At 64.7% G+C, this 22,189-nt stretch carries 18 protein-coding genes; 14 read left to right on the forward strand and 4 right to left on the reverse strand.

The window, feature by feature from the left end; genetic code table 11:
- Nucleotides 1-221: 221 nt before the first annotated feature.
- The 11 genes from edd to M2S36_RS12420 all read left to right on the forward strand — a co-directional run bounded on the left by edd (nt 222) and on the right by M2S36_RS12420 (nt 13,592).
- Nucleotides 222-2,048 (forward strand): phosphogluconate dehydratase, encoded by a 1,827-nt coding sequence (gene edd, locus M2S36_RS12370; RefSeq protein WP_087502589.1) that lies wholly within the window; start codon nt 222-224, stop codon nt 2,046-2,048.
- The gene (locus M2S36_RS12375) at nt 2,045-3,004 is read left to right on the forward strand and encodes a glucokinase (protein ID WP_207835913.1); all 960 of its coding nucleotides are present in this window, start codon (nt 2,045-2,047) and stop codon (nt 3,002-3,004) included. The genes edd and M2S36_RS12375 overlap by 4 nt, the downstream gene beginning before the upstream one ends.
- Nucleotides 3,005-3,073: 69 nt before the next feature.
- A complete protein-coding gene (gltR, locus tag M2S36_RS12380) occupies nt 3,074-3,799 on the forward strand; it encodes a two-component system response regulator GltR (protein ID WP_054573359.1) in 726 nt (241 codons plus the stop codon).
- Nucleotides 3,780-5,234 (forward strand): ATP-binding protein, encoded by a 1,455-nt coding sequence (locus M2S36_RS12385; protein ID WP_207835911.1) that lies wholly within the window; start codon nt 3,780-3,782, stop codon nt 5,232-5,234. The genes gltR and M2S36_RS12385 overlap by 20 nt, the downstream gene beginning before the upstream one ends.
- Before the next feature lie 240 nt (nt 5,235-5,474).
- Complete coding sequence (locus M2S36_RS12390; protein WP_333957217.1) at nt 5,475-6,725, forward strand: D-mannose isomerase; 1,251 nt, start codon at nt 5,475-5,477, stop codon at nt 6,723-6,725.
- Nucleotides 6,726-6,828: 103 nt separating this feature from the next.
- Nucleotides 6,829-8,115, forward strand: coding sequence for an ABC transporter substrate-binding protein (locus M2S36_RS12395; RefSeq protein WP_233687240.1), 1,287 nt, complete (start codon nt 6,829-6,831; stop codon nt 8,113-8,115).
- 196 nt (nt 8,116-8,311) lie between these two features.
- Nucleotides 8,312-9,220 (forward strand): carbohydrate ABC transporter permease, encoded by a 909-nt coding sequence (locus M2S36_RS12400; RefSeq protein ID WP_207835869.1) that lies wholly within the window; start codon nt 8,312-8,314, stop codon nt 9,218-9,220.
- Nucleotides 9,213-10,058 (forward strand): carbohydrate ABC transporter permease, encoded by an 846-nt coding sequence (locus M2S36_RS12405; protein WP_207835867.1) that lies wholly within the window; start codon nt 9,213-9,215, stop codon nt 10,056-10,058. Before M2S36_RS12400 ends, M2S36_RS12405 begins: the two co-directional genes overlap by 8 nt.
- 3 nt (nt 10,059-10,061) lie before the next feature.
- A complete protein-coding gene (locus tag M2S36_RS12410; RefSeq protein ID WP_063911413.1) occupies nt 10,062-11,216 on the forward strand; it encodes an ABC transporter ATP-binding protein in 1,155 nt (384 codons plus the stop codon).
- Between the two features lie 100 nt (nt 11,217-11,316).
- Complete coding sequence (locus M2S36_RS12415; RefSeq protein ID WP_233687312.1) at nt 11,317-12,609, forward strand: carbohydrate porin; 1,293 nt, start codon at nt 11,317-11,319, stop codon at nt 12,607-12,609.
- Between the two features lie 128 nt (nt 12,610-12,737).
- The gene (locus M2S36_RS12420) at nt 12,738-13,592 is read left to right on the forward strand and encodes a D-hexose-6-phosphate mutarotase (protein ID WP_207835860.1); all 855 of its coding nucleotides are present in this window, start codon (nt 12,738-12,740) and stop codon (nt 13,590-13,592) included.
- Here M2S36_RS12420 and hexR read toward each other — a convergent pair.
- Complete coding sequence (gene hexR, locus M2S36_RS12425) at nt 13,585-14,448, reverse strand: DNA-binding transcriptional regulator HexR (RefSeq protein ID WP_169774905.1); 864 nt, start codon at nt 14,446-14,448, stop codon at nt 13,585-13,587. The two genes, M2S36_RS12420 and hexR, sit on opposite strands and share 8 nt — an antisense overlap.
- Nucleotides 14,449-14,659: 211 nt before the next feature.
- On the opposite strand from hexR, the gene zwf reads away from it, so the two are divergent.
- The 3 genes from zwf to M2S36_RS12440 are packed head-to-tail and all read left to right on the forward strand — an operon-like array spanning nt 14,660 to nt 17,527.
- Complete coding sequence (gene zwf, locus M2S36_RS12430) at nt 14,660-16,129, forward strand: glucose-6-phosphate dehydrogenase (RefSeq protein ID WP_063911416.1); 1,470 nt, start codon at nt 14,660-14,662, stop codon at nt 16,127-16,129.
- Nucleotides 16,116-16,829 (forward strand): 6-phosphogluconolactonase, encoded by a 714-nt coding sequence (gene pgl, locus M2S36_RS12435; RefSeq protein ID WP_333957218.1) that lies wholly within the window; start codon nt 16,116-16,118, stop codon nt 16,827-16,829. Before zwf ends, pgl begins: the two co-directional genes overlap by 14 nt.
- Nucleotides 16,830-16,846: 17 nt before the next feature.
- Nucleotides 16,847-17,527: a bifunctional 4-hydroxy-2-oxoglutarate aldolase/2-dehydro-3-deoxy-phosphogluconate aldolase gene (locus M2S36_RS12440; RefSeq protein ID WP_207835848.1), complete on the forward strand. Its 681-nt coding sequence runs from the start codon at nt 16,847-16,849 to the stop codon at nt 17,525-17,527.
- A 239-nt stretch (nt 17,528-17,766) separates the two neighbouring features.
- Here M2S36_RS12440 and leuA read toward each other — a convergent pair whose 3' ends face one another.
- The 3 genes from leuA to xseA all read right to left on the reverse strand — a co-directional run bounded on the left by leuA (nt 17,767) and on the right by xseA (nt 22,084).
- Entirely contained in the window at nt 17,767-19,440 is a 1,674-nt protein-coding gene (gene leuA, locus M2S36_RS12445) for a 2-isopropylmalate synthase (protein ID WP_207835846.1), read from the reverse strand.
- Nucleotides 19,441-19,873: 433 nt separating this feature from the next.
- Nucleotides 19,874-20,701, reverse strand: coding sequence for a M23 family metallopeptidase (locus M2S36_RS12450; RefSeq protein WP_233693905.1), 828 nt, complete (start codon nt 20,699-20,701; stop codon nt 19,874-19,876).
- Nucleotides 20,702-20,704: 3 nt separating this feature from the next.
- On the reverse strand, nt 20,705-22,084 hold the full coding sequence (gene xseA / locus M2S36_RS12455; protein WP_207835833.1) for an exodeoxyribonuclease VII large subunit: 1,380 nt from the start codon (nt 22,082-22,084) through the stop codon (nt 20,705-20,707).
- Nucleotides 22,085-22,189 lie beyond the last annotated feature (105 nt).

Raw genomic sequence — 22,189 nt, forward strand, 5'->3', positions numbered from 1 at the left:
GCTTCACTGAAACGGTTTTGTTGTTGGAATTACAAGATTATTCACTCGACGATAGAAAACAAGCCTTTTTAGTGGCAGTATTTTGTTTAAACATACAACGAGTGGTTGGGCGACGTTCCTCCAGTGATGCAGCAGGCTCCTTTACCTTGAGCCTAGGCCGCAATCGTTTGGAGGGGAAATGCCCGGCAAACCGCCCTTACAATTAGCCTGGAGTCCAGTACATGCATCCGCGCATCCTTGAGGTCACCCAGCGGCTGGTCGAACGTAGCCGTGCCACCCGCGAACGCTACCTGCAGCTGATTCGCGGCGCGGCCAGTGATGGCCCCATGCGTGCCAGCCTGCAGTGCGCCAACTTCGCCCACGGCGTGGCCGGTTGCGGCAGCGACGACAAGCAGACCCTGCGCCTGATGAACGCGGCCAACGTGGCCATCGTCTCGGCCTACAACGACATGCTTTCGGCGCACCAGCCGTACCAGCACTTCCCCGAGCAGATCAAGCAGGCCCTGCGCGAGGTCGGCTCGGTCGGCCAGTTCGCCGGTGGCGTGCCGGCCATGTGCGACGGCGTGACTCAGGGTGAGCCGGGCATGGAGCTGGCCATCGCCAGCCGCGAAGTGATCGCCATGTCTACCGCCGTGGCCCTGTCGCACAACATGTTCGACGCCGCGCTGATGCTGGGGATCTGCGACAAGATCGTCCCTGGTTTGATGATGGGTGCACTGCGCTTTGGTCACCTGCCGACCATTTTCGTCCCGGGCGGGCCGATGGTCTCCGGCATTTCCAACAAGCAGAAGGCCGATGTGCGCCAACGCTACGCCGAGGGCAAGGCCAGCCGCGAAGAGCTGCTGGAGTCGGAGATGAAGTCCTACCACAGCCCGGGCACCTGCACTTTCTACGGCACTGCCAACACCAACCAGCTGGTGATGGAAGTGATGGGCCTGCACCTGCCGGGCGCCTCGTTCGTCAACCCGTACACACCGCTGCGCGACGCACTCACCGCCGAGGCTGCGCAGCAGGTCACGCGCATGACCAAGGCCAGCGGCAGCTTCATGCCGCTGGGTGAAATCGTCGACGAAAAGGCGCTGGTCAACTCCATCGTTGCCCTGCACGCCACCGGCGGCTCGACCAACCACACCCTGCACATCCCGGCGATTGCCCAGGCTGCGGGTATCCAGTTGACCTGGCAGGACATGGCTGACCTGTCCGAGGTGGTGCCGACCCTGTCCCACGTCTACCCCAACGGCAAGGCTGACATCAACCACTTCCAGGCCGCGGGCGGCATGGCCTTCCTGATCCGCGAGCTGCTCGATGCCGGGCTGCTGCACGAAGACGTCAACACCGTGGCCGGCCATGGCCTGCGCCGCTACACCCAGGAGCCATTCCTCGATAACGGCAAGCTGGTGTGGCGCGAAGGGCCGCAGCACAGCCTGGACGAAAGCATCCTGCGCCCGGTGGCGCGGCCATTCTCGGCCGAAGGCGGCCTGCGGGTGATGGAGGGCAACCTTGGCCGAGGGGTGATGAAGGTGTCCGCTGTCGCCCCCGAGCACCAGGTGGTCGAGGCCCCGGCGCGGGTGTTCCACGACCAGCAGTCGCTGGCCGATGCATTCAAGGCCGGCGAGCTGGAGCGTGATTTCGTCGCCGTGGTGCGCTTCCAGGGCCCGCGCTGCAACGGCATGCCGGAACTGCACAAGCTCACGCCGTTCCTCGGCGTGTTGCAGGATCGTGGCTACAAGGTAGCGCTGGTCACCGACGGGCGCATGTCCGGTGCTTCGGGCAAGATCCCGGCGGCCATTCACGTTTGCCCCGAGGCTTATGACGGGGGGCCGCTGGCGCGGGTGCGTGACGGTGATATGGTGCGGGTCGATGGTGTCGAAGGCACGCTGCGGGTGATGGTGTCGGCCGAAGAACTGGCCAGCCGCGACCTGCCGCCAGCGCCCCAGGGTAACGACCTGGGTTGCGGGCGCGAGCTGTTCGGCTTCATGCGCATGGCATTCAGCCCGGCAGAGCAGGGCGCCAGTGCGTTCACCTCGGCCCTGGAGAACCTTAAATGAAGGACCTGCTGGTTGGCGACATCGGCGGCACCAATGCCCGTTTTGCGTTGTGGCGTGACAACCAGCTGCATGAAGTGAAGGTCTTCGCCACCGCTGACTACACCTGCCCGGAACAGGCCATCGAGGCCTACCTGGAAGGCCAGGGTATCGCCCGCGGCGGCCTGGCGGCGGTGTGCCTGGCGGTGGCCGGGCCGGTCGATGGCGATGAGTTCCGCTTCACCAACAACCACTGGCGCCTGAGCCGCGTGGCCTTCTGCCAGACATTGCAGGTCGAGCGGCTGCTGCTGATCAACGATTTTACCGCCATGGCGCTGGGCATGACCCGCTTGCGCCCCGGCGAATTCCGCGAAGTGTGCCCGGGCCAGGCGGACCTGTCGCGGCCGGCCCTGGTCATCGGCCCGGGCACCGGGCTGGGCGTGGGCGCGCTGCTGCGCCTGGGCGAACAGCACTGGCAGGCACTGCCGGGGGAGGGCGGGCACGTCGACCTGCCGGTGGGCAATGCCCGCGAGGCTGCGATCCACCAACAGATTCATGACCAGATCGGCCATGTCAGCGCCGAGACCGTGCTCAGTGGCGGTGGCCTGCTGCGTTTGTACCAGGCAATCTGTGCGCTGGACGGCGACACACCCCGACACAAGACCCCGGCGCAGATCACCGATGCCGCGCTGGGCGGCGAGCCAAGGGCGTTGGCGGTGATCGAGCAGTTCTGCCGGTTCCTCGGCCGAGTCGCGGGTAACAATGTTCTGACGCTGGGCGCACGGGGTGGGGTCTATATTGTCGGCGGCGTGATCCCGCGCTTTGCCGAACTGTTCGTGCGCAGCGGGTTTGCCGCCAGTTTTTCCGACAAGGGTTGCATGAGCGGCTATTTCGCTGGCGTGCCCGTTTGGCTGGTGACGGCGGAGTTTTCCGGGTTGCTGGGGGCCGGGGTGGCCTTGCAGCAAGCGCTGGATCACTGACTGGGGCCGCAAAGCGGCCCCCAAAAAACAGGCAACAAAGACCTGTAACTAACAAGAGGACGGACCACCTTGAGCACTGCCGGAAAATCGATCCTGATGGTCGACGACGACCAGGAAATCCGCGAACTGCTGCAAACCTACCTGAGCCGCTCCGGCTTCCAGGTACATGCCGAAGCCGACGGCAAGGGCTTTCGCCGCGCCCTGGAAACCACCCCCTGCGACCTGGTCATCCTCGATGTCATGCTGCCCGACGAAGACGGTTTCAGCCTGTGCCGCTGGGTACGCCAGCACCCGCGCCAGGCACGGGTACCGATCATCATGCTCACCGCCAGCTCCGACGAAACCGACCGGGTCATTGGCCTGGAACTGGGCGCCGACGACTACCTGGGCAAGCCGTTCAGCCCCCGCGAACTGCAAGCGCGGATCAAGGCCCTGCTGCGCCGCGCCGAGTTCGGCCAGGCGGCGCCGGGCAGTGCGGTGCTGGCCTTCGACGACTGGCGCCTGGACACGGTCAGCCACCGCCTGTTCCATCGCGACGGTGAGGAGGTGATTCTCTCCGGCGCCGACTTCGCCCTGCTCAAGCTGTTCCTCGACCACCCACAGCAGATCCTCGATCGCGACACCATCGGCAACGCCACCCGTGGCCGCGAGCCGATGCCGCTGGACCGCATCGTCGACATGGCGGTCAGCCGCCTGCGCCAGCGTCTGCGCGATACTGACAAACCACCCCGGCTGATCCGCACCGTACGCGGCAGCGGCTACCTGTTGGCTGCCCATGTCTGCAGTGCGCCCTGAACGGCGCTGGCGCCTGCTGCCGCGTTCGCTACTGGGGCGCATGCTGCTGCTGACCCTGCTGGTAGTGCTGCTGGCCCAGGGTTTGTCGAGCATCATCTGGGTTGCCCAGTTACGCGCCAGCCAGTTGCAGGGCCTGCGTGCCAGCGCCAGCAGCCTGGCCCATTCGATGAGCGCCAGCGTCAGTTACTTCCGCTCGCTGCCGGTGGCCTACCGGCCGATGGTCCTCGACCAGCTGCGCAGCATGGGCGGCACGCGCTTCTTCGTGTCGCTCAATGCCAAGCCGCTGGACATGCCGGTATTGCCCGTTACCCCGCGCAAGCAGGCGGTAATCGATGTGTTCCGGCAAGTGCTGCATGAGCGCCTGGGTTCGCAGATGGAAATTTCCGTGGCGTTCGTCGCGCCAGACGACCTGCGCATCTTCAACAGTGGCCTCAAGCTCGACGAGCTGCCACGTTCCTGGGCCCATTACTCGCTGACCCTGGAGCCGCTCAACCCGCCGGTGCTGGTCACGCAGATCCGCCTGGGCGAGGGCGAGTGGCTGTACATCGCCTCGCTGCTGCCCGAGCCCTACACCAGCCTGGAAGCCGAGCGCCTGCCGCGCCAGCAGATAGGCTTCATCGTGCTGACCACGGCGTTGCTGCTGTTGTTCATCGGCTTGCTGGTGCACTGGCAGAGCTGGCCGCTCAAGCGCCTGGCGCGGGCTGCGCGGGAGATGTCGCTGGGCGCTGATGTGGCGCCAGTGGCCGAAGGCGGTGGCAGTGAAGTGGTCGAGGTGGGGCGCGCGTTCAACAGCATGCGCGAGCGCATCAGCCGCTACCTGACCGAGCGCAGCCAGCTGTTCAGTGCCATCTCCCACGACCTGCGCACACCGATCACCCGCTTGCGTCTGCGCGTCGAGCTGCTGGAGGACGAGCGCCTGCAGGCCAAGTTCAGCCAGGACCTGGACGAGCTGGAGCTGCTGGTCAAAGGTGCGTTGCAGTGCGTGAAGGACACCGACATCCACGAGAACATCGAGCCGGTCGACCTCAACCAGGTGCTGGAAATCCTGGCCGAGCCTTACCTGGGCGATGGCCGCATCACGCTCGAAGGCCGGGCGCTGGCGCCGTACCCGGGCAAGCCGCTGGCGTTGCGGCGCTGCATCGGCAACCTGATCGACAACGCCATCAAGTACGGCGAGCGGGCGCGGCTGCGCATCATCGACACTGCCGAGGGGTTCGTGCTGCAGGTGGATGACCAGGGGCCGGGGGTGCCGCAGCAGCAAATGGAGCAGGTGTTCGAGCCGCACTTCCGTCTGGCCGGGCAGCAGCAGGGGTACGGGCTGGGATTGGGGATCGCGCGCAACATAGCCCATAGCCATGGGGGAGAGGTGAGCTTGCTGAACCTGCGTGAGGGCGGGTTGCGGGTGACCTTGTATCTGCCGCGGAGCATGGACTGAAGGGTTGTGTTGCCTGTGCCGGCCTCTTCGCGGGTAAACCCGCTCCCACAGAGGCCTCACAGGTCCATACAGATTCCGAGGCTAATGCAAAAACTTGTGGGAGCGGGTTTACCCGCGAAGAGGCCGGCACAGGCAACGCAAATGTCACTTGCTGGTGACAAATCCACCTTCCTTGGTGACATTCCCATCCAGGCCCGCTCACTAGAATTCGCACACGACTGGCAAGGATCAAGCTGGCCCATGAACACCTCCAACCTGCCTTCCACCCGCTGGTTCGACGCCCCGGCCCACACCGCCTGGCGCATGGCCGAAGGGCAGCGCCTGCTGACCTTCGCCAAGGCCGCGAAACTGCCCGACGGTTTTGGCAACCTGGATGCCAAGGGGCAGGTTGCCCCTGGTGCCCGCGCCGAAACCCTGAACACCGCCCGCATGACCCACTGCTTCGCCCTGGCTCACCTGCAGGGCGTGCCCGGTTGCCTGGCCTATGCCGAACACGGTGTGGCCGCCTTGCGCGGGGCGCTGCAGGATGCCACCTACGGCGGCTGGTTCGCTCACCCCGGTGGCCATGACGACAGTGGCAAGGCGGCTTACCTGCACGCCTTCGTCGCCCTGGCTGCCAGTTCGGCGGTAATGGCCGGTGCTGGGGATGCAACAGCCCTGCTGGCAGACGCGGTGCAGGTACTTGAAGCGCATTTCTGGAGTGAAGAGGAGGGTGCCCTGCGGGAAGCCTTCTCCCGCACCTGGCAGTTGCCCGAGCCGTACCGTGGCGCCAACAGCAACATGCATGCGGTCGAGGCTTTCCTGGCCCTGGCGGATGTCACTGGCGACAGCCTGTGGCTGCAACGCGGCTTGCGTATCGCCGAACGCATCATCCACACCCATGCCGCCGCCAACGGCTACCGGGTCATCGAGCATTTCGACGCCCTCTGGCAGCCACTGCCGCACTACAACCAGGCGCACCCGGCCGACCACTTCCGGCCTTATGGCACCACGCCCGGGCATGCCCTGGAGTGGGCGCGGTTGCTGCTGCACCTGGAGGCCAGCCTGGAACGGGCCGGGCTGCACGCACCCGGCTGGCTGCCAGGTAGCGCCCGCGCGTTGTTCGACGCTGCCTGCCAGCTGGCCTGGAACGTCGATGGCGCGCCAGGTTTCGTCTACACCCTGGACTGGGCCGATCGCCCGGTGGTGCGCGCACGCCTGCACTGGGTGCATGCCGAAGCCTGCGCCGCCGCCGCAGCCCTGTTGCAGCGCACGGGCGAGGCGCACTACGAGCAGTGGTACCGTCGTTGCTGGGACTTCATCGCTAACCATTTCATCGACCACGGCGCTGGCAGCTGGCACCACGAACTCGATGCGCACAACCACCCGGCCGCGACCATCTGGCCAGGCAAGCCCGACCTCTACCACGCCTACCAGGCGCTGCTGCTGCCGGGCTTGCCACTGGCACCCAGCCTGGCCAGCGGCCTGGCCGGTAATGTAACCAAACGATGACATTCGCGCGTCGCTTCGTTACCTGGCGAGGCGGACACGCTGTTTAGACTTCATGCAATGCAAGCGAAGACTTGCCCGGCATAACAACAAGAAAGGTGCCCCAATGAATCCCACGCTCCGTCTCGCTGCCGCCATCTCCCTGGCTTCCTTACTTCCGTTCAGTGCTCTGGCTGCCGACTCCAAAGGCAGTGTCGAGGTGGTGCACTGGTGGACTTCCGGGGGTGAAAAAGCGGCGGTTGATGTACTCAAGACCCAGGTCGAAAACGATGGCTTCACCTGGAAGGACGGCGCCGTCGCCGGTGGTGGTGGTGCCACGGCCATGACCGTGCTCAAGAGCCGCGCCGTGGCCGGCAACCCGCCGGGTGTCGCGCAGATCAAGGGCCCGGACATCCAGGACTGGGCGGCCACCGGGCTGCTCGACGCCGATGTGCTCAAGGGTGTGGCCAAGGAAGAAAAGTGGGACTCACTGCTCGACAAGAAAGTCGCCGATACCGTCAAGTACGACGGTGACTATGTCGCCGTGCCGGTGAACATCCACCGCATCAACTGGCTATGGATCAACCCCGACGTCTTCAAGAAGGCCGGCATCGACAAGGCACCCGCCACCCTCGACGAATTCTACGCCACAGCCGACAAGCTCAAGGCCGCCGGCTTCATCCCGCTCGCCCATGGTGGCCAACCGTGGCAGGACAGCACCGTGTTCGAGAACGTGGTGCTGGCGGTGATGGGGGCCGATGGCTACAAGAAGGCCCTGGTCGATCTCGACAGCACAGCCTTGACCGGCCCGCAGATGGTCAAGGCGCTGACCGAGCTGAAAAAGGTCGCCACCTACATGGACCCGGACGGCAAGGGCCAGGACTGGAACCTGGAAGCGGCCAAGGTGATCAACGGCAAGGCCGGCATGCAGATCATGGGCGACTGGGCCAAGAGCGAATGGACCCTGGCGAAGAAAACCGCCGGCAAGGATTACCAGTGCGTGCCGTTCCCCGGCACCGACAAGGCGTTCCTGTACAACATCGACTCGCTGGTGGTGTTCAAGCAGAACGACGCTGGCACGTCCGCCGGCCAGCAGGACATTGCGCGCAAGGTGCTGGGCGAGGACTTCCAGAAGGTCTTCAGCAGCAACAAAGGGTCGATCCCGGTGCGTAACGACATGCTCGCCGACATGGGCAAGCATGGCTTCGATGCCTGTGCGCAAACCTCCGCCAACGACTTCCTCGCCGATGCCAAGACCGGCGGCCTGCAGCCGAGCATGGCGCACAACATGGCCACCACGCTGGCCGTGCAGGGCGCATTCTTCGATGTGGTGACCAACTACATCAACGACCCCAAGGCCGACCCGGCCGATGCGGCGAAGAAGCTGGCGGCGGCGATCAAGGCTGCCCAATAAGCGGCTCGGAGGCCAACGCAGCCTGACTGTGGGAGCGGCCTTGCGTCGCGAAAGGACCGCAAAGCGGTCCCAGAACCAGGCAGCGCAGTCCTTCCAGAACAGCTTCCTTCATCAGGCCCCCGGGGCTGCTTCGCAGCCCTTTCGCGACACAAGGCCGCTCCCACAAAAGCGGGCCGTTGTGCCTTTGAGGTGAACCATGACCACAGCAACCGCCCAACTGCGGGCCTCACCCCTGGACGCGCTACAGCGCTGGCTGCCCAAGCTGGTGCTGGCGCCGAGCATGTTCATCGTCCTGGTGGGTTTCTACGGCTACATCCTCTGGACCTTTGTCCTGTCCTTCACCACCTCGACCTTCCTGCCCACCTACAAGTGGGCCGGCCTGGCGCAGTACGCCCGGCTGTTCGACAACGACCGCTGGTGGGTGGCAAGCAAGAACCTGCTGCTGTTCGGCGGCCTGTTCATCGCCATCAGCCTGGCCATCGGCGTAGTGCTGGCGGTCTTGCTGGACCAACGCATCCGGCGCGAAGGTTTCATCCGCACCATCTACCTGTACCCCATGGCGCTGTCGATGATCGTCACCGGCACCGCCTGGAAGTGGCTGCTCAACCCCGGCATGGGCCTGGACAAGCTGCTGCGCGACTGGGGCTGGGAGGGCTTTCGCCTGGACTGGCTGATCGATCCCGACCGGGTGGTGTACTGCCTGGTGATTGCCGCCGTGTGGCAAGCCTCGGGCTTCATCATGGCGATGTTCCTCGCCGGCCTGCGTGGTGTCGACCCGTCGATCATCCGCGCCGCGCAGATCGACGGCGCCAGCCTGCCGCGCATCTACTGGCGCGTGGTACTGCCCAGCCTGCGCCCGGTGTTCTTCAGCTCGCTGATGATCCTCGCACACATTGCCATCAAGAGCTTCGACCTGGTGGCGGCGATGACTGCCGGCGGCCCGGGCTACTCGTCCGACCTGCCGGCGATGTTCATGTATTCGTTCACCTTCAGTCGCGGCCAGATGGGCATGGGCTCGGCCAGCGCCATCCTCATGCTCGGGGCGATCCTGGCGATCCTCGTGCCTTACCTGTACTCGGAGCTGCGGAGCAAACGCCATGCATAGCCCTCTCGACAAGCCAGCGCTGAGCCCGAGCCGCATCGCCATCCACGCGGTGCTGTTGCTGGCAGTGCTGCTGTACCTGGTGCCGCTGGTGGTAATGCTGCTGACCAGCTTCAAGACCCCGGACGACATCAGCACCGGCAACCTGCTGAGCTGGCCGGTGGCAATTACCGGTATCGGCTGGGTCAAGGCCTGGAGCACGGTCAGCGGTTACTTCTGGAACTCGATCATGATCACCGTGCCAGCGGTGCTGATCTCCACCGCCATCGGCGCGCTGAACGGCTATGTGCTGTCGATGTGGCGCTTCCGTGGCTCGCAGCTGTTCTTCGGCCTGCTGCTGTTCGGCTGCTTCCTGCCGTTCCAGACCGTGCTGCTGCCGGCCTCGTTCACCCTCGGCAAGCTCGGCCTGGCCAGCACCACGACCGGCCTGGTGCTGGTGCACGTGGTCTACGGCCTGGCCTTCACCACGCTGTTCTTCCGCAACTTCTACGTGAGCATCCCCGATGCCCTGGTCAAGGCTGCGCGCCTGGACGGTGCCGGGTTCTTCACCATCTTCCGCCGCATCATCCTGCCGATGTCCACGCCGATCATCATGGTCTGCCTGATCTGGCAGTTCACCCAGATCTGGAACGACTTCCTGTTCGGCGTGGTGTTCTCCAGCGGCGATTCGCAACCGATTACCGTGGCCCTGAACAACCTGGTCAACACCAGCACCGGGGCCAAGGAATACAACGTCGACATGGCGGCGGCGATGATCGCTGGCCTGCCAACCCTGCTGGTCTACGTGGTGGCAGGCAAATATTTCGTCCGCGGGCTGACTGCTGGCGCGGTAAAGGGGTAAGTCATGGCAACGCTCGAACTTCGCAACGTGAACAAGACCTACGGCAGCGGCTTGCCGGACACCCTCAAGGACATCCAGTTGTCGATCAGGGATGGCGAGTTCCTGATCCTGGTCGGCCCGTCGGGCTGCGGCAAGTCGACCTTGATGAACTGCATCGCCGGGCTGGAGCAGATCAGCGGCGGCGCGATTCTCATCGACCAGCAGGACGTCAGCGGCATGAGCCCCAAGGACCGCGACATCGCCATGGTGTTCCAGTCCTACGCGCTGTACCCGACCATGAGCGTGCGCGAGAACATCGAGTTCGGCCTGAAGATCCGCAAGCTGCCCCAGGCCGCCATCGACGAGGAGGTGGCGCGGGTGGCCAAGCTGTTGCAGATCGAGCACCTGCTGGCGCGCAAGCCGGCGCAGCTGTCCGGTGGCCAGCAGCAGCGCGTGGCCATGGGCCGGGCGCTGGCGCGGCGGCCGAAGATCTACCTGTTCGATGAACCGCTGTCCAACCTCGATGCCAAGCTGCGCGTCGAGATGCGTACCGAAATGAAACTGATGCACCAGCGCCTGAAGACCACCACCGTGTACGTCACCCATGACCAGATCGAGGCCATGACCCTGGGCGACAAGGTGGCGGTGATGAAGGACGGCATCATCCAGCAGTTCGGCACCCCGCAGCAGATCTACAACGATCCGGCCAACCAGTTCGTCGCCAGCTTCATCGGTTCGCCGCCGATGAACTTCATCCCGGTGCGCCTCACGCAACAGGACGGGCGCCTGCTGGCCGTGCTCGACAGCGGTCAGGCGCGTTGCGAGCTGCCCTTGGGGGTGGCCGCTGACGAACTGGATGGCCGCGAGATCATCCTTGGCATCCGCCCCGAGCAGATTGCCCTTGGGGCCGCGGAGGGCAATGGCCTGCCGGGCATTCGCGCCGAGGTGCAGGTGACCGAGCCCACCGGGCCAGACCTGCTGGTGTTCGTCACCCTCAACCAGACCAAGGTCTGCTGCCGCCTGGCGCCAGATGTGGCGTGCCGGGTCGGCGACAGCCTGAACCTGCAATTCGACCCGGCCCGGGTGCTGCTGTTCGACGCCGCCAGCGGCGAGCGTTTGCACCTGGCCACCACTGCCGCAGCCATGAAGGACAACGTGGCGCACTTCAAAGGCCGATAACTCGTCTACACCATCAATAAGAAAAAGAGGACGCAAAGGGATGGAACAGCGCAAACGCATCAGGACATTGGGCTCGCTGGCCTTGCTCGCACCACTGGCAATGGCCGGTAGCAGCGGCGCGCAGGCTGCCGAGGCCTTTTCCAGCGAATCGAAGTGGATGACCGGCGACTGGGGTGGCACCCGTACCGAACTATTGGAAAAGGGCTACGACTTCACCCTCGATTATGTCGGTGAGGTCGCTGGCAACCTGCACGGCGGCTACAACGACGACAAGACCGCGCGCTATAGCGACCAGTTCGCCCTTGGCGCGCATCTGGATCTGCAGAAAATCTTCGGCTGGCACGATGCCGAGTTCAAGCTGGCGATCACCGAGCGTAGCGGCCGCAACCTGTCCAACGACCGTATCAGCGATCCGCGCGCCGGGCAGTTCAGCTCGGTGCAGGAAGTGTGGGGCCGTGGCCAGACCTGGCGCCTGACCCAGATGTGGGTCAAGCAGAAGTACTTCGACGGTGCGCTGGACGTGAAATTCGGCCGCTTCGGCGAGGGCGAGGACTTCAACAGCTTCCCCTGCGACTTCCAGAACCTGGCCTTCTGCGGCTCGCAGGTCGGCAACTGGGTTGGCGGCATCTGGTACAACTGGCCGGTCAGCCAGTGGGCGCTGCGGGTGAAATACAACATCACCCCGGAATTCTTCGTCCAGGTCGGTGCCTTCGAGCAGAACCCTTCCAACCTGGAAACCGGCAACGGCTTCAAGCTCAGTGGCAGCGGCACCAAGGGCGCGATCCTGCCGGTGGAAGCGGTGTGGTCACCCAAGGTCAACGGCCTGCCGGGCGAGTACCGCCTGGGTTACTACTACAGCACGGCCAAGGCCGATGATGTGTTCGATGACGTCAACGGTAACCCGCAGGCGCTGACGGGCGAAGCCTTCAAGTCGCACTCCAGCAAGCATGGCTGGTGGGTAGTGGCACAGCAGCAGGTCACTGCCCATGGCGGCGACGTCAACCGGGGCCTTAGCCTGTTCGCCAACTTCACCGTGCACGACCAGGCCACCAACGTCGTCGACAACTACCAGCAGGTAGGACTGGTCTACAAAGGCGCCTTCGATGCCCGGCCCAAGGATGACATCGGCTTCGGCGTGGCGCGCATTCATGTGAATGACGACGTGAAGAAACGCGCCGAACTCCTCAACGCCCAGAGCGGCATCAACGATTACGACAACCCAGGCTTCGTGCCGCTGCAGCGTACCGAGTACAACGCCGAGCTCTACTACGGCTTCCATGTGACCAACTGGCTGACCGTGCGGCCCAACCTGCAGTACATCAAGAGCCCCGGCGGGGTGGATGAGGTGGACAACGCGCTGGTCGCAGGGTTGAAGATTCAGTCGTCATTCTGAGGGCGATTGTTGTAAATTTACGCCAATTCATTTTCGGTACTATTTCGATAGTCGGCACCCACTGCCCTGCAGTGGGTGCCGGGGATAGGCCGAGACAGCGCTATCTCAAACAACAAGAGCTCTGAACCATGCCCGAACATCCGCTCCATCGCTTCTTTGCCTCGCAGCGGCCCCGGCCGACATTCGAGTGGGAGCGTTACCAGCAGCGCGATGTGCTGATCATCGATCACCCCCGTTGCCAGGCGGTGTTCAGCCGCCAGGGTGCGCAACTGCTGCATTTTCAACCGGCGGGTGAACGGCCCTGGTTGTGGTGCGCCGAGCAGTGGCCGCAGGTGGGAGCGATACGCGGTGGCGTACCGGTGTGCTGGCCGTGGTATGGCCGCCACCCCAGCGAGGACTTGTGGCCGGCCCATGGCTGGGCGCGCTTGCTGGACTGGAAGCTGGTGGACAGCCGCGAGGACGAGGAGGGCGTAACCCTGAAGTGGCGGCTGGACCTGTGCGACTGGCAGGTCGACCTGCATGCCCGGTTGGGCAGCCGCATGGAGCTGAGCCTGAGCACCGAGCACCAGGACAGCGAACCCTGCCAATTGAGCCATGCCCTGCTGGCCTACTGGCGTATCAGTGACGTGGCTGAGATAGCGCTGTCCGGGCTCGAGGATATCGAAGGCTACGACCGCCTCAACCGCCAGGTCTGCCGTGAGGATGGCGCGCTGAAGCTCAAGGGCGGCTGCCAGAAGGTCTACCCCGGCACGCCGCGGGTGCAACTGCAGGACCCGGCCTGGCAGCGCGAGCTGTGCATCGATACCGGTGACAGCGACGACACGGTGGTCTGGCACCCGGGCAACCGCCCGCTGATGGGCGTGACCGGGCGTGAATGCCAGCACTTCGTCTGTGTCGAGGCCGCCAGCGGCAGTGGTGAGGGCCTGAGCCTGGCGCCGGGGCAGCGTGCCCACCTGCGCCTGCAGGCGCACCGGCTCAGTTGAGCTCGTCGTCCTCGATCGGGTAGCGGCTGGCGTTGAGGCTTTCCTTGATCTTGCGCAGGTGCGGCTGGAAGTCCACGCCACGGCGCAGGGTCATGCCGGTGGCCAGTACATCGAGCACGGTCAGCTGGATGATCCGCGAGGTCATTGGCATATAGATGTCGGTGTCTTCCGGCAGCGGAATGTGCAGGCTCAGGCTGCAGGCATTGGCCAGCGGCGAACCGGCGGCGGTCAGGCCCAGCACCGAGGCGCCGTTCTCGCGGGCCAGGCGGGCCACTTCGACCAGTTCGCGGGTGCGCCCGGTGTAGGAAATGATCACGAACAGGTCGCCAGTGTGCGCCACCGAGGCCAGCATGCGCTGCATCAGCACGTCGGCGTGGGCCGATACTGCGAGGTTGAAGCGGAAGAACTTGTGCTGGGCGTCCAGCGCCACCGGGGCCGAGGCGCCCAGGCCGAAGAAGTGGATCTGCCGGGCCTGGATCATCATGTCCACGGCACGGCTGACCTGCTGCGGGTCGAGCTGCTGGCAGGCGCTGTCGAGCGAGGCGATGGCGCTGGCGAAGATCTTCTGGGTGTAGGCTGCCGGGTCATCGTCAGCCTCTACCGCGCGGCTGACGTAGGCGGCGCCGCTGGCCAGGCTCTGCGCCAGCTGCAGCTTGAGCTCGGGGTAGCCGCTGACGCCGAACGAGCGGCAGAAGCGGTTGACGGTCGGTTCGCTGACCTTGGCCGCCTGGGCCAGCGCAGCGATGCTGAAACGGGTGGCTTGTTGCGGGTTGAGCAGGATGACTTCGGCGACTTTGCGTTCGGCCTTGTTCAGCTCGTCGAGGCGGCCCTGGATCTGTTCCAGGAGGTTTCGCACGCGGTCCATGGGTGTGTCCTTGGGTCGGGAAGACAGCCGGCTGTGGGAGCAGCAGGCTTTTTGCACGGTCGTCTATCGTACTGTCGGCGCGGTTGACGTACCACTTGTCTGTAACACTTGTGTGTAATGTTGTGGTTTTTACTACATTATCCCTTGAAAACCGTATGTGAAAGCGGTATTCCTAGACCAACTTTAGGAAAGAACCAACATCATGGCTGCGATCAGTGTCGAACCTTGCACCTTTGCCCTGTTTGGCGCCCTCGGCGACCTGGCATTGCGCAAGCTGTTTCCTGCGCTTTACCAGCTCGACCGGGCCAACCTGTTGCACCCGGATACCCGCCTGCTGGCGCTGGCCCGCGAGGCCGGTAGCGCGCAGGACCACCTGGACAGCATCGAAGCGCACCTGCGCCGGCATGTGCCCGAGGCCGATATCGAGCCCGCTGCGCTGGGCCGCTTCCTCGCCCGGCTGAGCTACCAGCACCTGGACTTCCTCCAGCCCGAGGGCTACCAGGCCCTGGCCGAGCAGTTGCCGGGCGAGCTGCCGCTGATCGCCTACTTCGCCACCGCAGCGGCGGTGTACGGGGCCATCTGCGAAAACCTCGACAAGGCCGGGCTGGCCGCGCGCACCCGGGTGGTGCTGGAGAAGCCCATTGGCCACGACCTGGAGTCGTCGCGCCGGGTCAACGATGCCGTGGCGCGGTTCTTCCCCGAGAGCCGGGTCTACCGTATCGACCACTACCTGGGCAAGGAAACGGTGCAGAACCTGATCGCCCTGCGCTTCGCCAACAGCCTGTTCGAAACCCAGTGGAACCAGAATTCCATCTCCCATGTGGAGATCACCGTCGCCGAGAAGGTCGGCATCGAAGGCCGCTGGGGCTACTTCGACAAGGCCGGCCAGCTGCGCGACATGATCCAGAACCACCTGCTGCAGCTGCTGTGCCTGATCGCCATGGACCCGCCCAGCGAACTGTCCGCCGATGCCATCCGTGACGAAAAGGTCAAGGTACTCAAGGCCCTGGCACCGATCACCGGCGAAGGGCTGAGCACCCGTGTGGTGCGCGGCCAGTACATCGCCGGCTACAGCGAAGGCAAGCCGGTGCCCGGTTACCTGGAAGAAGACAACGCCAACGCCCAGAGCGACACCGAAACCTTCGTCGCCCTGCGTGCCGACATCCGCAACTGGCGCTGGTCGGGCGTGCCGTTCTACCTGCGTACCGGCAAGCGCATGCCGCAGAAGCTGTCGCAGATCGTCATCCATTTCAAGGAAACGCCGCACTACATCTTCGCCCCGGAACAGCGTTTGCAGATCGGTAACAAGCTGATCATCCGCCTGCAACCGGACGAAGGCATTTCTTTGCGGGTGATGACCAAGGAGCAGGGCCTGGACAAAGGCATGCAACTGCGCAGCGGCCCGTTGCAGCTGAATTTCTCCGACACCTGGCGCAGTGCAAGGATTCCGGATGCCTACGAGCGGCTGTTGCTCGAAGTGATGCGCGGCAACCAGAACCTGTTCGTGCGCAAGGACGAAATCGAATATGCCTGGAAGTGGTGCGACCAGCTGATCGCCGGCTGGCGTAACGCGGGTGATGCACCCAAGCCATACGCGGCAGGCTCCTGGGGGCCGATGAGCTCGATTGCACTGATCACGCGCGATGGGAGGGCGTGGTATGGGGATATCTGAACTGAAACTGCCAGCGGTTGTGAAGGTGCATGAGCTGGCGGATGCCAAGGCGCTGGCCGCAACCCAGGCCCATGACGTGGCTGAGCGCCTGCGCGCGGCCATTGCCGCCAAGGGCCAGGCCTGCCTGGTGCTGTCCGGTGGCCGCAGCCCGGTGCCGTTCCTCGAAAAGCTGGCCAGCGAAAACCTCGACTGGGCCAAGGTTACCGTCAGCCTGGCCGATGAGCGCTGGGTGCCGGTGGAGCACGCCGACAGCAACGCCGGCCTGCTGGCCCGCCACCTGTTCAAGGGCGCGGCGGCCAAGGCCCGCTTCGTTGGCCTGTACCAGCAGGCGGATAACCTCGATGCTGCTGCGGGCAAGGCCGATCAGGCCCTGGCCGAGCTGCCGCCAATCGACGTGCTGGTGCTGGGCATGGGTGATGATGGCCATACCGCCTCGCTGTTCCCCGCCAGTCCCAACCTGGAAGCAGGCCTCGACCTGGCCAGCCCACGCCGCTGCCTGCCCTTGCTGGCACCGAGCGTGCCGCACCAGCGCCTGTCGATGACCCGCTCGCTGCTGGCCGGTGCCGCCTTTACCGCGCTGTCCGTACAAGGGCAGGGCAAACTCGCTACCCTGCGCGCCGCGCTGGCTGGCAACGACCTTACCGAAATGCCGATTCGCGCTTTTCTTCACGCCCCCCTGGACATCTACTGGTGCCCATGAGCCAAGGATCCACAGTCATGACCACCCTCGAACGCCCACAGCCCAAGCTCTCGATGGCCGACAAAGCCGCACGGATCGACGCCATTTGCAAAAAGGCGCGCATCCTGCCGGTGATCACCATCGCCCGTGAGGAAGACATCCTGCCGCTGGCTGATGCCCTGGCGGCCGGCGGTATCCGTACCCTGGAAGTGACCTTGCGCTCGCAGTATGGCCTGAAGGCCATCCAGGTGCTGCGCGAGCAGCGCCCGGAACTTTGTGTCGGTGCCGGCACCGTGCTCGATCGCGGCATGTTCGCGGCCGTTGAAGCTGCGGGGGCGCAATTCGTCGTTACCCCGGGCATTACCCAGGACATTCTCGAAGCCGGTGTGGACAGTGAGATCCCGCTGCTGCCAGGCATCAGCACGCCGTCCGAAATCATGATGGGCTATGCCCTGGGCTACCGCCGCTTCAAGCTGTTCCCGGCGGAAATCAGCGGCGGCGTCGCGGCGATCAAGGCCTTTGGTGGCCCGTTCGGCGATATTCGCTTCTGCCCGACCGGCGGGGTGAACCCGGCCAACGTGCGCAACTACATGGCGTTGCCCAATGTGATGTGCGTGGGTGGCACCTGGATGCTCGACAGTGGCTGGATCAAGAACGGCGACTGGGCGCGGATCGAAGCGTGCAGTGCGGAGGCAATGGCGCTGCTGGACGCCAACTGAATTTGTTGTGTGCTTTACGGCTTATGGGGCGCTTGGTCGGCGCCCCTTTTTTTTGCCTGGAGATCTTGCAGTGCCTGTACCGGCCCTTTCGCGGGTGAACCCGCTCCCACAGGTACTGTACAGTTGCTGAGTGCAGCGCGATCCCTGTGGGAGCGGGTTCACCCGCGAAGAGGCCGGCACAGGCAGACAAAAAAGCCCGCATCAAACGATGCGGGCTTTTGCATTCATCACGCTACAGTTCAGGCCGCCTTGGCTTCCTGCTGGCTCAGCGAGCGGTTCAGCGCGCTGAACAGTGCCTTGAAGCTGGCCGTGGTGAAGTTTTCATCGATACCCACACCATGCACCGGGCGGCCACCGGCCACGCGCAGTTCGATATAGGCCGCAGCCTTGGCATTGGTACCGGCGCCAATGGCGTGCTCGTTGTAGTCCATGATCTCCACGGCAATCGGCAGGCCGGCCACCAGCGCTTCCAGCGCGCCGTTGCCCTTGCCGCGCCAGTGCAGGGTGGTTTCGCCTTCACTGGCGACTTCCACTTCCACGGCGCTGTGGCCGTTCTCTTCCTGCAGGCGGTGACTGACCAGCGCGTACGGGGTGTTGGCCTGGAGGTATTCCTTGTGCAGCAGGCTGTAGATCTGCTGGGCAGTCATTTCCAGGCCCAGACGGTCGGTTTCACTCTGTACTACCTGGCTGAACTCGATCTGCATGCGGCGCGGCAGGCTGATGCCGTATTCCTGCTCGAGCAGGTAGGTGATGCCGCCTTTGCCCGACTGGCTGTTGACGCGGATCACCGCCTCGTAGCTGCGGCCGATGTCGGCCGGGTCGATCGGCAGGTAAGGCACTTCCCACAGCTCGCCTTCCTGCTGCTTGGCGAAGCCCTTGCGGATGGCGTCCTGGTGCGAGCCGGAGAACGCGGTGTGGACCAGGTCGCCCACGTACGGGTGACGCGGGTGCACCGGCAGCTGGTTGCACTCTTCGACCACCTTGCGCACGCCGTCGATGTCGGAGAAGTCCAGCAGCGGGTCGATGCCCTGGGTGTAGAGGTTCAACGCCAGGGTCACCAGGTCGACGTTACCGGTACGCTCGCCGTTGCCGAACAGGCAGCCTTCGGCGCGGTCGGCACCGGCCATCAGGCCCAGTTCGGTGGCGGCGATGCCGGTGCCGCGGTCGTTGTGGCAGTGCAGGCTGATGATGACGCTGTCGCGACGGCTGACGTTGCGGCAGAACCACTCGATCTGGTCGGCGTAGATGTTCGGCGTAGACACTTCCACGGTGGCCGGCAGGTTGAGGATGATCTTGTGCTCGGGGGTCGGGTTCCACACCTCGATCACCGCGTCGCAGACTTCCTTGGCGAACTCCATCTCGGTGGCGCTGAAGGTTTCCGGCGAGTACTGGAAGGTCCACTGGGTTTCCGGCTGCTGGGCGGCGTACTTGACGAACAGCTTGGCCGCGTTCACCGCGATGTCCTTCACGCCTTGCTTGTCCTGGTTGAAGACAATGCGGCGGAACGACGGGCTGGTGGCGTTGTACAGGTGGACGATGGCCTTCTTCGCCCCGCGCAGCGATTCGAAGGTGCGGGCGATGAGGTCTTCACGGGCCTGGGTGAGCACCTGGATGGTGGTGTCGTCCGGGATGTGGCCTTCTTCGATCAGCATGCGCACGAAGTCGAAATCGGTCTGCGATGCGGACGGGAACGAGGCTTCGATTTCCTTCACGCCAACCTGCACCAAGGTCTTCCAGAAGCGCAGCTTCTTCTCCGAATCCATCGGCTCGATCAGCGACTGGTTGCCATCACGCAGGTCGGAGCTGCACCAGATCGGCGCGGCGGTGATGGTCTTCGACGGCCAGGTACGGTCAGGCAGGTCGATGGTCGGGAAAGCGCGGTATTTCTTCGAAGGGTCTTTGAGCATGGTCATGGAAGCAATCCTTTTGTGTGCGGCCGAAATCGGGCCTGCCGAGCGATAACGAGATGAAAAGGCGAGGCGACGCGATTCAGCCTGGTAGTCGGGCGCTGACCAGGCAGAGGCTGCGATGTTGTCGGAGCAGGATGAGGGTGCTGAAGGTTTTCATGCCTTCAAACTTAAACAGTGGGGTGGGGGATGGCAAGCGTTCAGCAAAAATTGAGAGGAATGCTTAAAAAAAGCTGATAGGCGAGATTTTATCGCTATATTTTTCTGAGTGCTTCTCGATTTTTGCGCAGTCTTTTTCGATGGCGCAACGCGGTTGAACATGATGTCTCATGTGCTGGCCTCTTCGCGGGCGCGCCCGCTCCCACAGGTACAGCACAGCCTTCAGGCGCGGCGCAATACCTGTGGGAGCGGGCATGCCCGCGAAGCAGGCGCCCCGGTCTCAGGGCTGGAACGCGCCAATGAAAATCGCCGGATCCACCCGCGCATCATTCAGGCTGACGTTCCAGTGCATGTGCGGCCCGGTAGCCCGCCCGGTCGAGCCCACGCGCCCGACCACCTCGCCCCGGCGCAGCTGCTGCCCCACCTGCACATCGATCTTCGACATATGGCAGAACATGCTGATAAAGCCCTGCCCGTGGTCGACGAACACCGTGCGGCCATTGAAGAAGTAATCCCCCACCAGGATCACCTTGCCATTGGCCGGGGTCTTGATCGGCGTGCCGGCCGGTACCGCGAAGTCCAGCCCGGCGTGTGGGTTGCGTTCTTCACCATTGAAGAAGCGGCGCACGCCGAACTTGCTCGACAGCGGGCCACTGACCGGCTTGTCGAGGATCAGGTTGCTCGGCAGGGTCGGGCTGAAGCTGCGGTAAGCCTTGATCTGCTCGGCCAGCTCGCGGTCGATGCGCTTGAGGTCGGCCGGGTTCGGGTTGACCTGGCGGGTGTTCTTCAGGGTGATGCGCTGCTCGGGGTACTTCTTGCTGCCGACCGTGAAGGGCAGGGTACGGCCACCTTGGTTCAGCACAGCGGTGCCGGGCTTCTGGGTCAGCGGGATGCCGACGATGGCCAGCCAGTTGTCCTGCTCCTTCACCACCAGCACCGGTTTGCCGTCGAAGCTGGCGGTGGGTGCACTGGCGGCGGGGCCGAGGTCGACCACCGCCACGCCGCCGGGTACCGGCTTGTTCAGTGTGCGGGTGATGTAGCTGGCCTGGGCGCCGCCGGCCAGCAGCAGGAGGGAAAGGGCAAGCAGGGGCGCGAGCAGGCGAGGCATGTGTCAGTCCAGAAGTGAGAGGGTGACCGGGGTCAGGTGGTTGTCTTCGACCCGCACCAACAGCTCGCCTTCGTTCAGGCGGGCGGTCAGGCGTTGGCCATTGCGGGTCTGTTCGGCGCTGCGGATGGCCTGGCCCTGTTCGTCCAGCAGGATGCTGTAGCCGCGGGCGAGGGTGGCCAGCGGGCTGACCACCTGCAGCGTCTGCAACTGGGCCTGGAAGCGCTGGCGGCGGTCCTTGAGCACTTCGCGCATCGCCCGCGGCAGGCGTTCGGCGAGGCTGTCCAGGCGTTGGCCCAGCAGTTTCAGGGTACGCCCAGGGTGCTGCGCGGCGAGGCGGGTATCCAGGCGTGCCAGGCGTTCGCGGCGCTGGTTGAGGTTGAGCATGAATGCACGGCGCAGGCGCATGTCCAGGTCGTCCAGGCGCTGGGCCTGCTGGCGCAAGCGCTCGCCCGGGTGGCGCAGGCGCCGGGTCAGCGACTCCAGGCGCAGGCGGTCGTGGGTCAGGCGGTTCTGCATGCGCAGCAGCAGGCGCCGTTGCAGGCCGTCCAGGCGTTGCTGCAGGCCGCTGTTGTCGGGTGCCAGCAGCTCGGCGGCGGCAGACGGTGTGGGTGCGCGCACGTCGGCGACGAAGTCGCTGATCGAGACATCGGTCTCATGGCCCACGGCGCTGACAATTGGTGTTACACAGGCGGCCACGGCCCGTGCCACGGCTTCTTCGTTGAAGCACCACAGGTCCTCCAGCGAGCCGCCGCCCCGGGCCAGGATCAGCGCATCGAAACCGAGGCTGTCGGCCAGGCGGATGGCGCGCACGATCTGTGCAACGGCTTCGCGGCCCTGTACTGCGGTGGGGATGAGGTTCAGTTCCACCTGCGGGGCGCGGCGGCCGAACACGCTGATGATGTCGCGGATCACCGCGCCGGTGGGCGAGGTGATGATGCCGATGCGCTGCGGGTGGGCCGGTAGCGGCTGCTTGCGTTCGGCGCTGAACAGCCCCTCGGCGCCGAGCTTTTCCTTCAGGGCCTCGAAGGCCAGGCGCAAGGCGCCGTCGCCGGCCGGCTCGACGGTGTCGATAATCAGCTGGTAGTCGCCACGCCCCTCGAACAGCGAAACCTTACCGCGCACCCGCACCGCCAGGCCGTCGCGCAAGGCCTGGCGCACCCGCGTGGCGTTCTGCCGGAACAGCGCGCAGCGCACCTGCGCGCCGCTGTCCTTGAGGGTGAAGTACATGTGGCCGGAGGCTGGGCGGGCGAGGTTGGAAATCTCGCCTTCCACCCACACGCTGCGGAACACGTCCTCCAGCAGCACGCGGGCGCGACCGTTGAGTTGGCTGACGGTAAGGACCTCGCGGTCCAGGCCGAGTCGTTCGAAAGGGTCTCTGATCATGGCGGGCATCATAAAGGACATCGGCCCCGGTTGTCTGTCCCGGCCCTGTCGCGATCTCAGTGGGAGCGGGCGAGCCCGCGAACACCGGCGAAGCCGGTGCCATCA

This window comes from Pseudomonas sp. SF2 (assembly GCF_036858055.1).
GTDB lineage: Bacteria > Pseudomonadota > Gammaproteobacteria > Pseudomonadales > Pseudomonadaceae > Aquipseudomonas.

What these genes read in the sequence shown, in the direction of transcription:
- M2S36_RS12375 (WP_207835913.1), top strand. Translation starts at nt 2,045, where the DNA reads ATGAAGGACCTGCTGGTTGGCGACATCGGCGGCACCAATGCCCGTTTT.
- leuA (WP_207835846.1), bottom strand. Translation starts at nt 19,440, where the DNA reads ATGACCATGCTCAAAGACCCTTCGAAGAAATACCGCGCTTTCCCGACC.
- M2S36_RS12415 (WP_233687312.1), top strand. Translation starts at nt 11,317, where the DNA reads ATGGCCGGTAGCAGCGGCGCGCAGGCTGCCGAGGCCTTTTCCAGCGAA.
- M2S36_RS12405 (WP_207835867.1), top strand. Translation starts at nt 9,213, where the DNA reads ATGCATAGCCCTCTCGACAAGCCAGCGCTGAGCCCGAGCCGCATCGCC.
- M2S36_RS12395 (WP_233687240.1), top strand. Translation starts at nt 6,829, where the DNA reads ATGAATCCCACGCTCCGTCTCGCTGCCGCCATCTCCCTGGCTTCCTTA.
- M2S36_RS12420 (WP_207835860.1), top strand. Translation starts at nt 12,738, where the DNA reads ATGCCCGAACATCCGCTCCATCGCTTCTTTGCCTCGCAGCGGCCCCGG.
- M2S36_RS12390 (WP_333957217.1), top strand. Translation starts at nt 5,475, where the DNA reads ATGAACACCTCCAACCTGCCTTCCACCCGCTGGTTCGACGCCCCGGCC.
- M2S36_RS12450 (WP_233693905.1), bottom strand. Translation starts at nt 20,701, where the DNA reads ATGCCTCGCCTGCTCGCGCCCCTGCTTGCCCTTTCCCTCCTGCTGCTG.
- M2S36_RS12385 (WP_207835911.1), top strand. Translation starts at nt 3,780, where the DNA reads ATGTCTGCAGTGCGCCCTGAACGGCGCTGGCGCCTGCTGCCGCGTTCG.
- M2S36_RS12440 (WP_207835848.1), top strand. Translation starts at nt 16,847, where the DNA reads ATGACCACCCTCGAACGCCCACAGCCCAAGCTCTCGATGGCCGACAAA.
- pgl (WP_333957218.1), top strand. Translation starts at nt 16,116, where the DNA reads ATGGGGATATCTGAACTGAAACTGCCAGCGGTTGTGAAGGTGCATGAG.
- M2S36_RS12400 (WP_207835869.1), top strand. Translation starts at nt 8,312, where the DNA reads ATGACCACAGCAACCGCCCAACTGCGGGCCTCACCCCTGGACGCGCTA.
- M2S36_RS12410 (WP_063911413.1), top strand. Translation starts at nt 10,062, where the DNA reads ATGGCAACGCTCGAACTTCGCAACGTGAACAAGACCTACGGCAGCGGC.
- zwf (WP_063911416.1), top strand. Translation starts at nt 14,660, where the DNA reads ATGGCTGCGATCAGTGTCGAACCTTGCACCTTTGCCCTGTTTGGCGCC.
- xseA (WP_207835833.1), bottom strand. Translation starts at nt 22,084, where the DNA reads ATGATCAGAGACCCTTTCGAACGACTCGGCCTGGACCGCGAGGTCCTT.
- edd (WP_087502589.1), top strand. Translation starts at nt 222, where the DNA reads ATGCATCCGCGCATCCTTGAGGTCACCCAGCGGCTGGTCGAACGTAGC.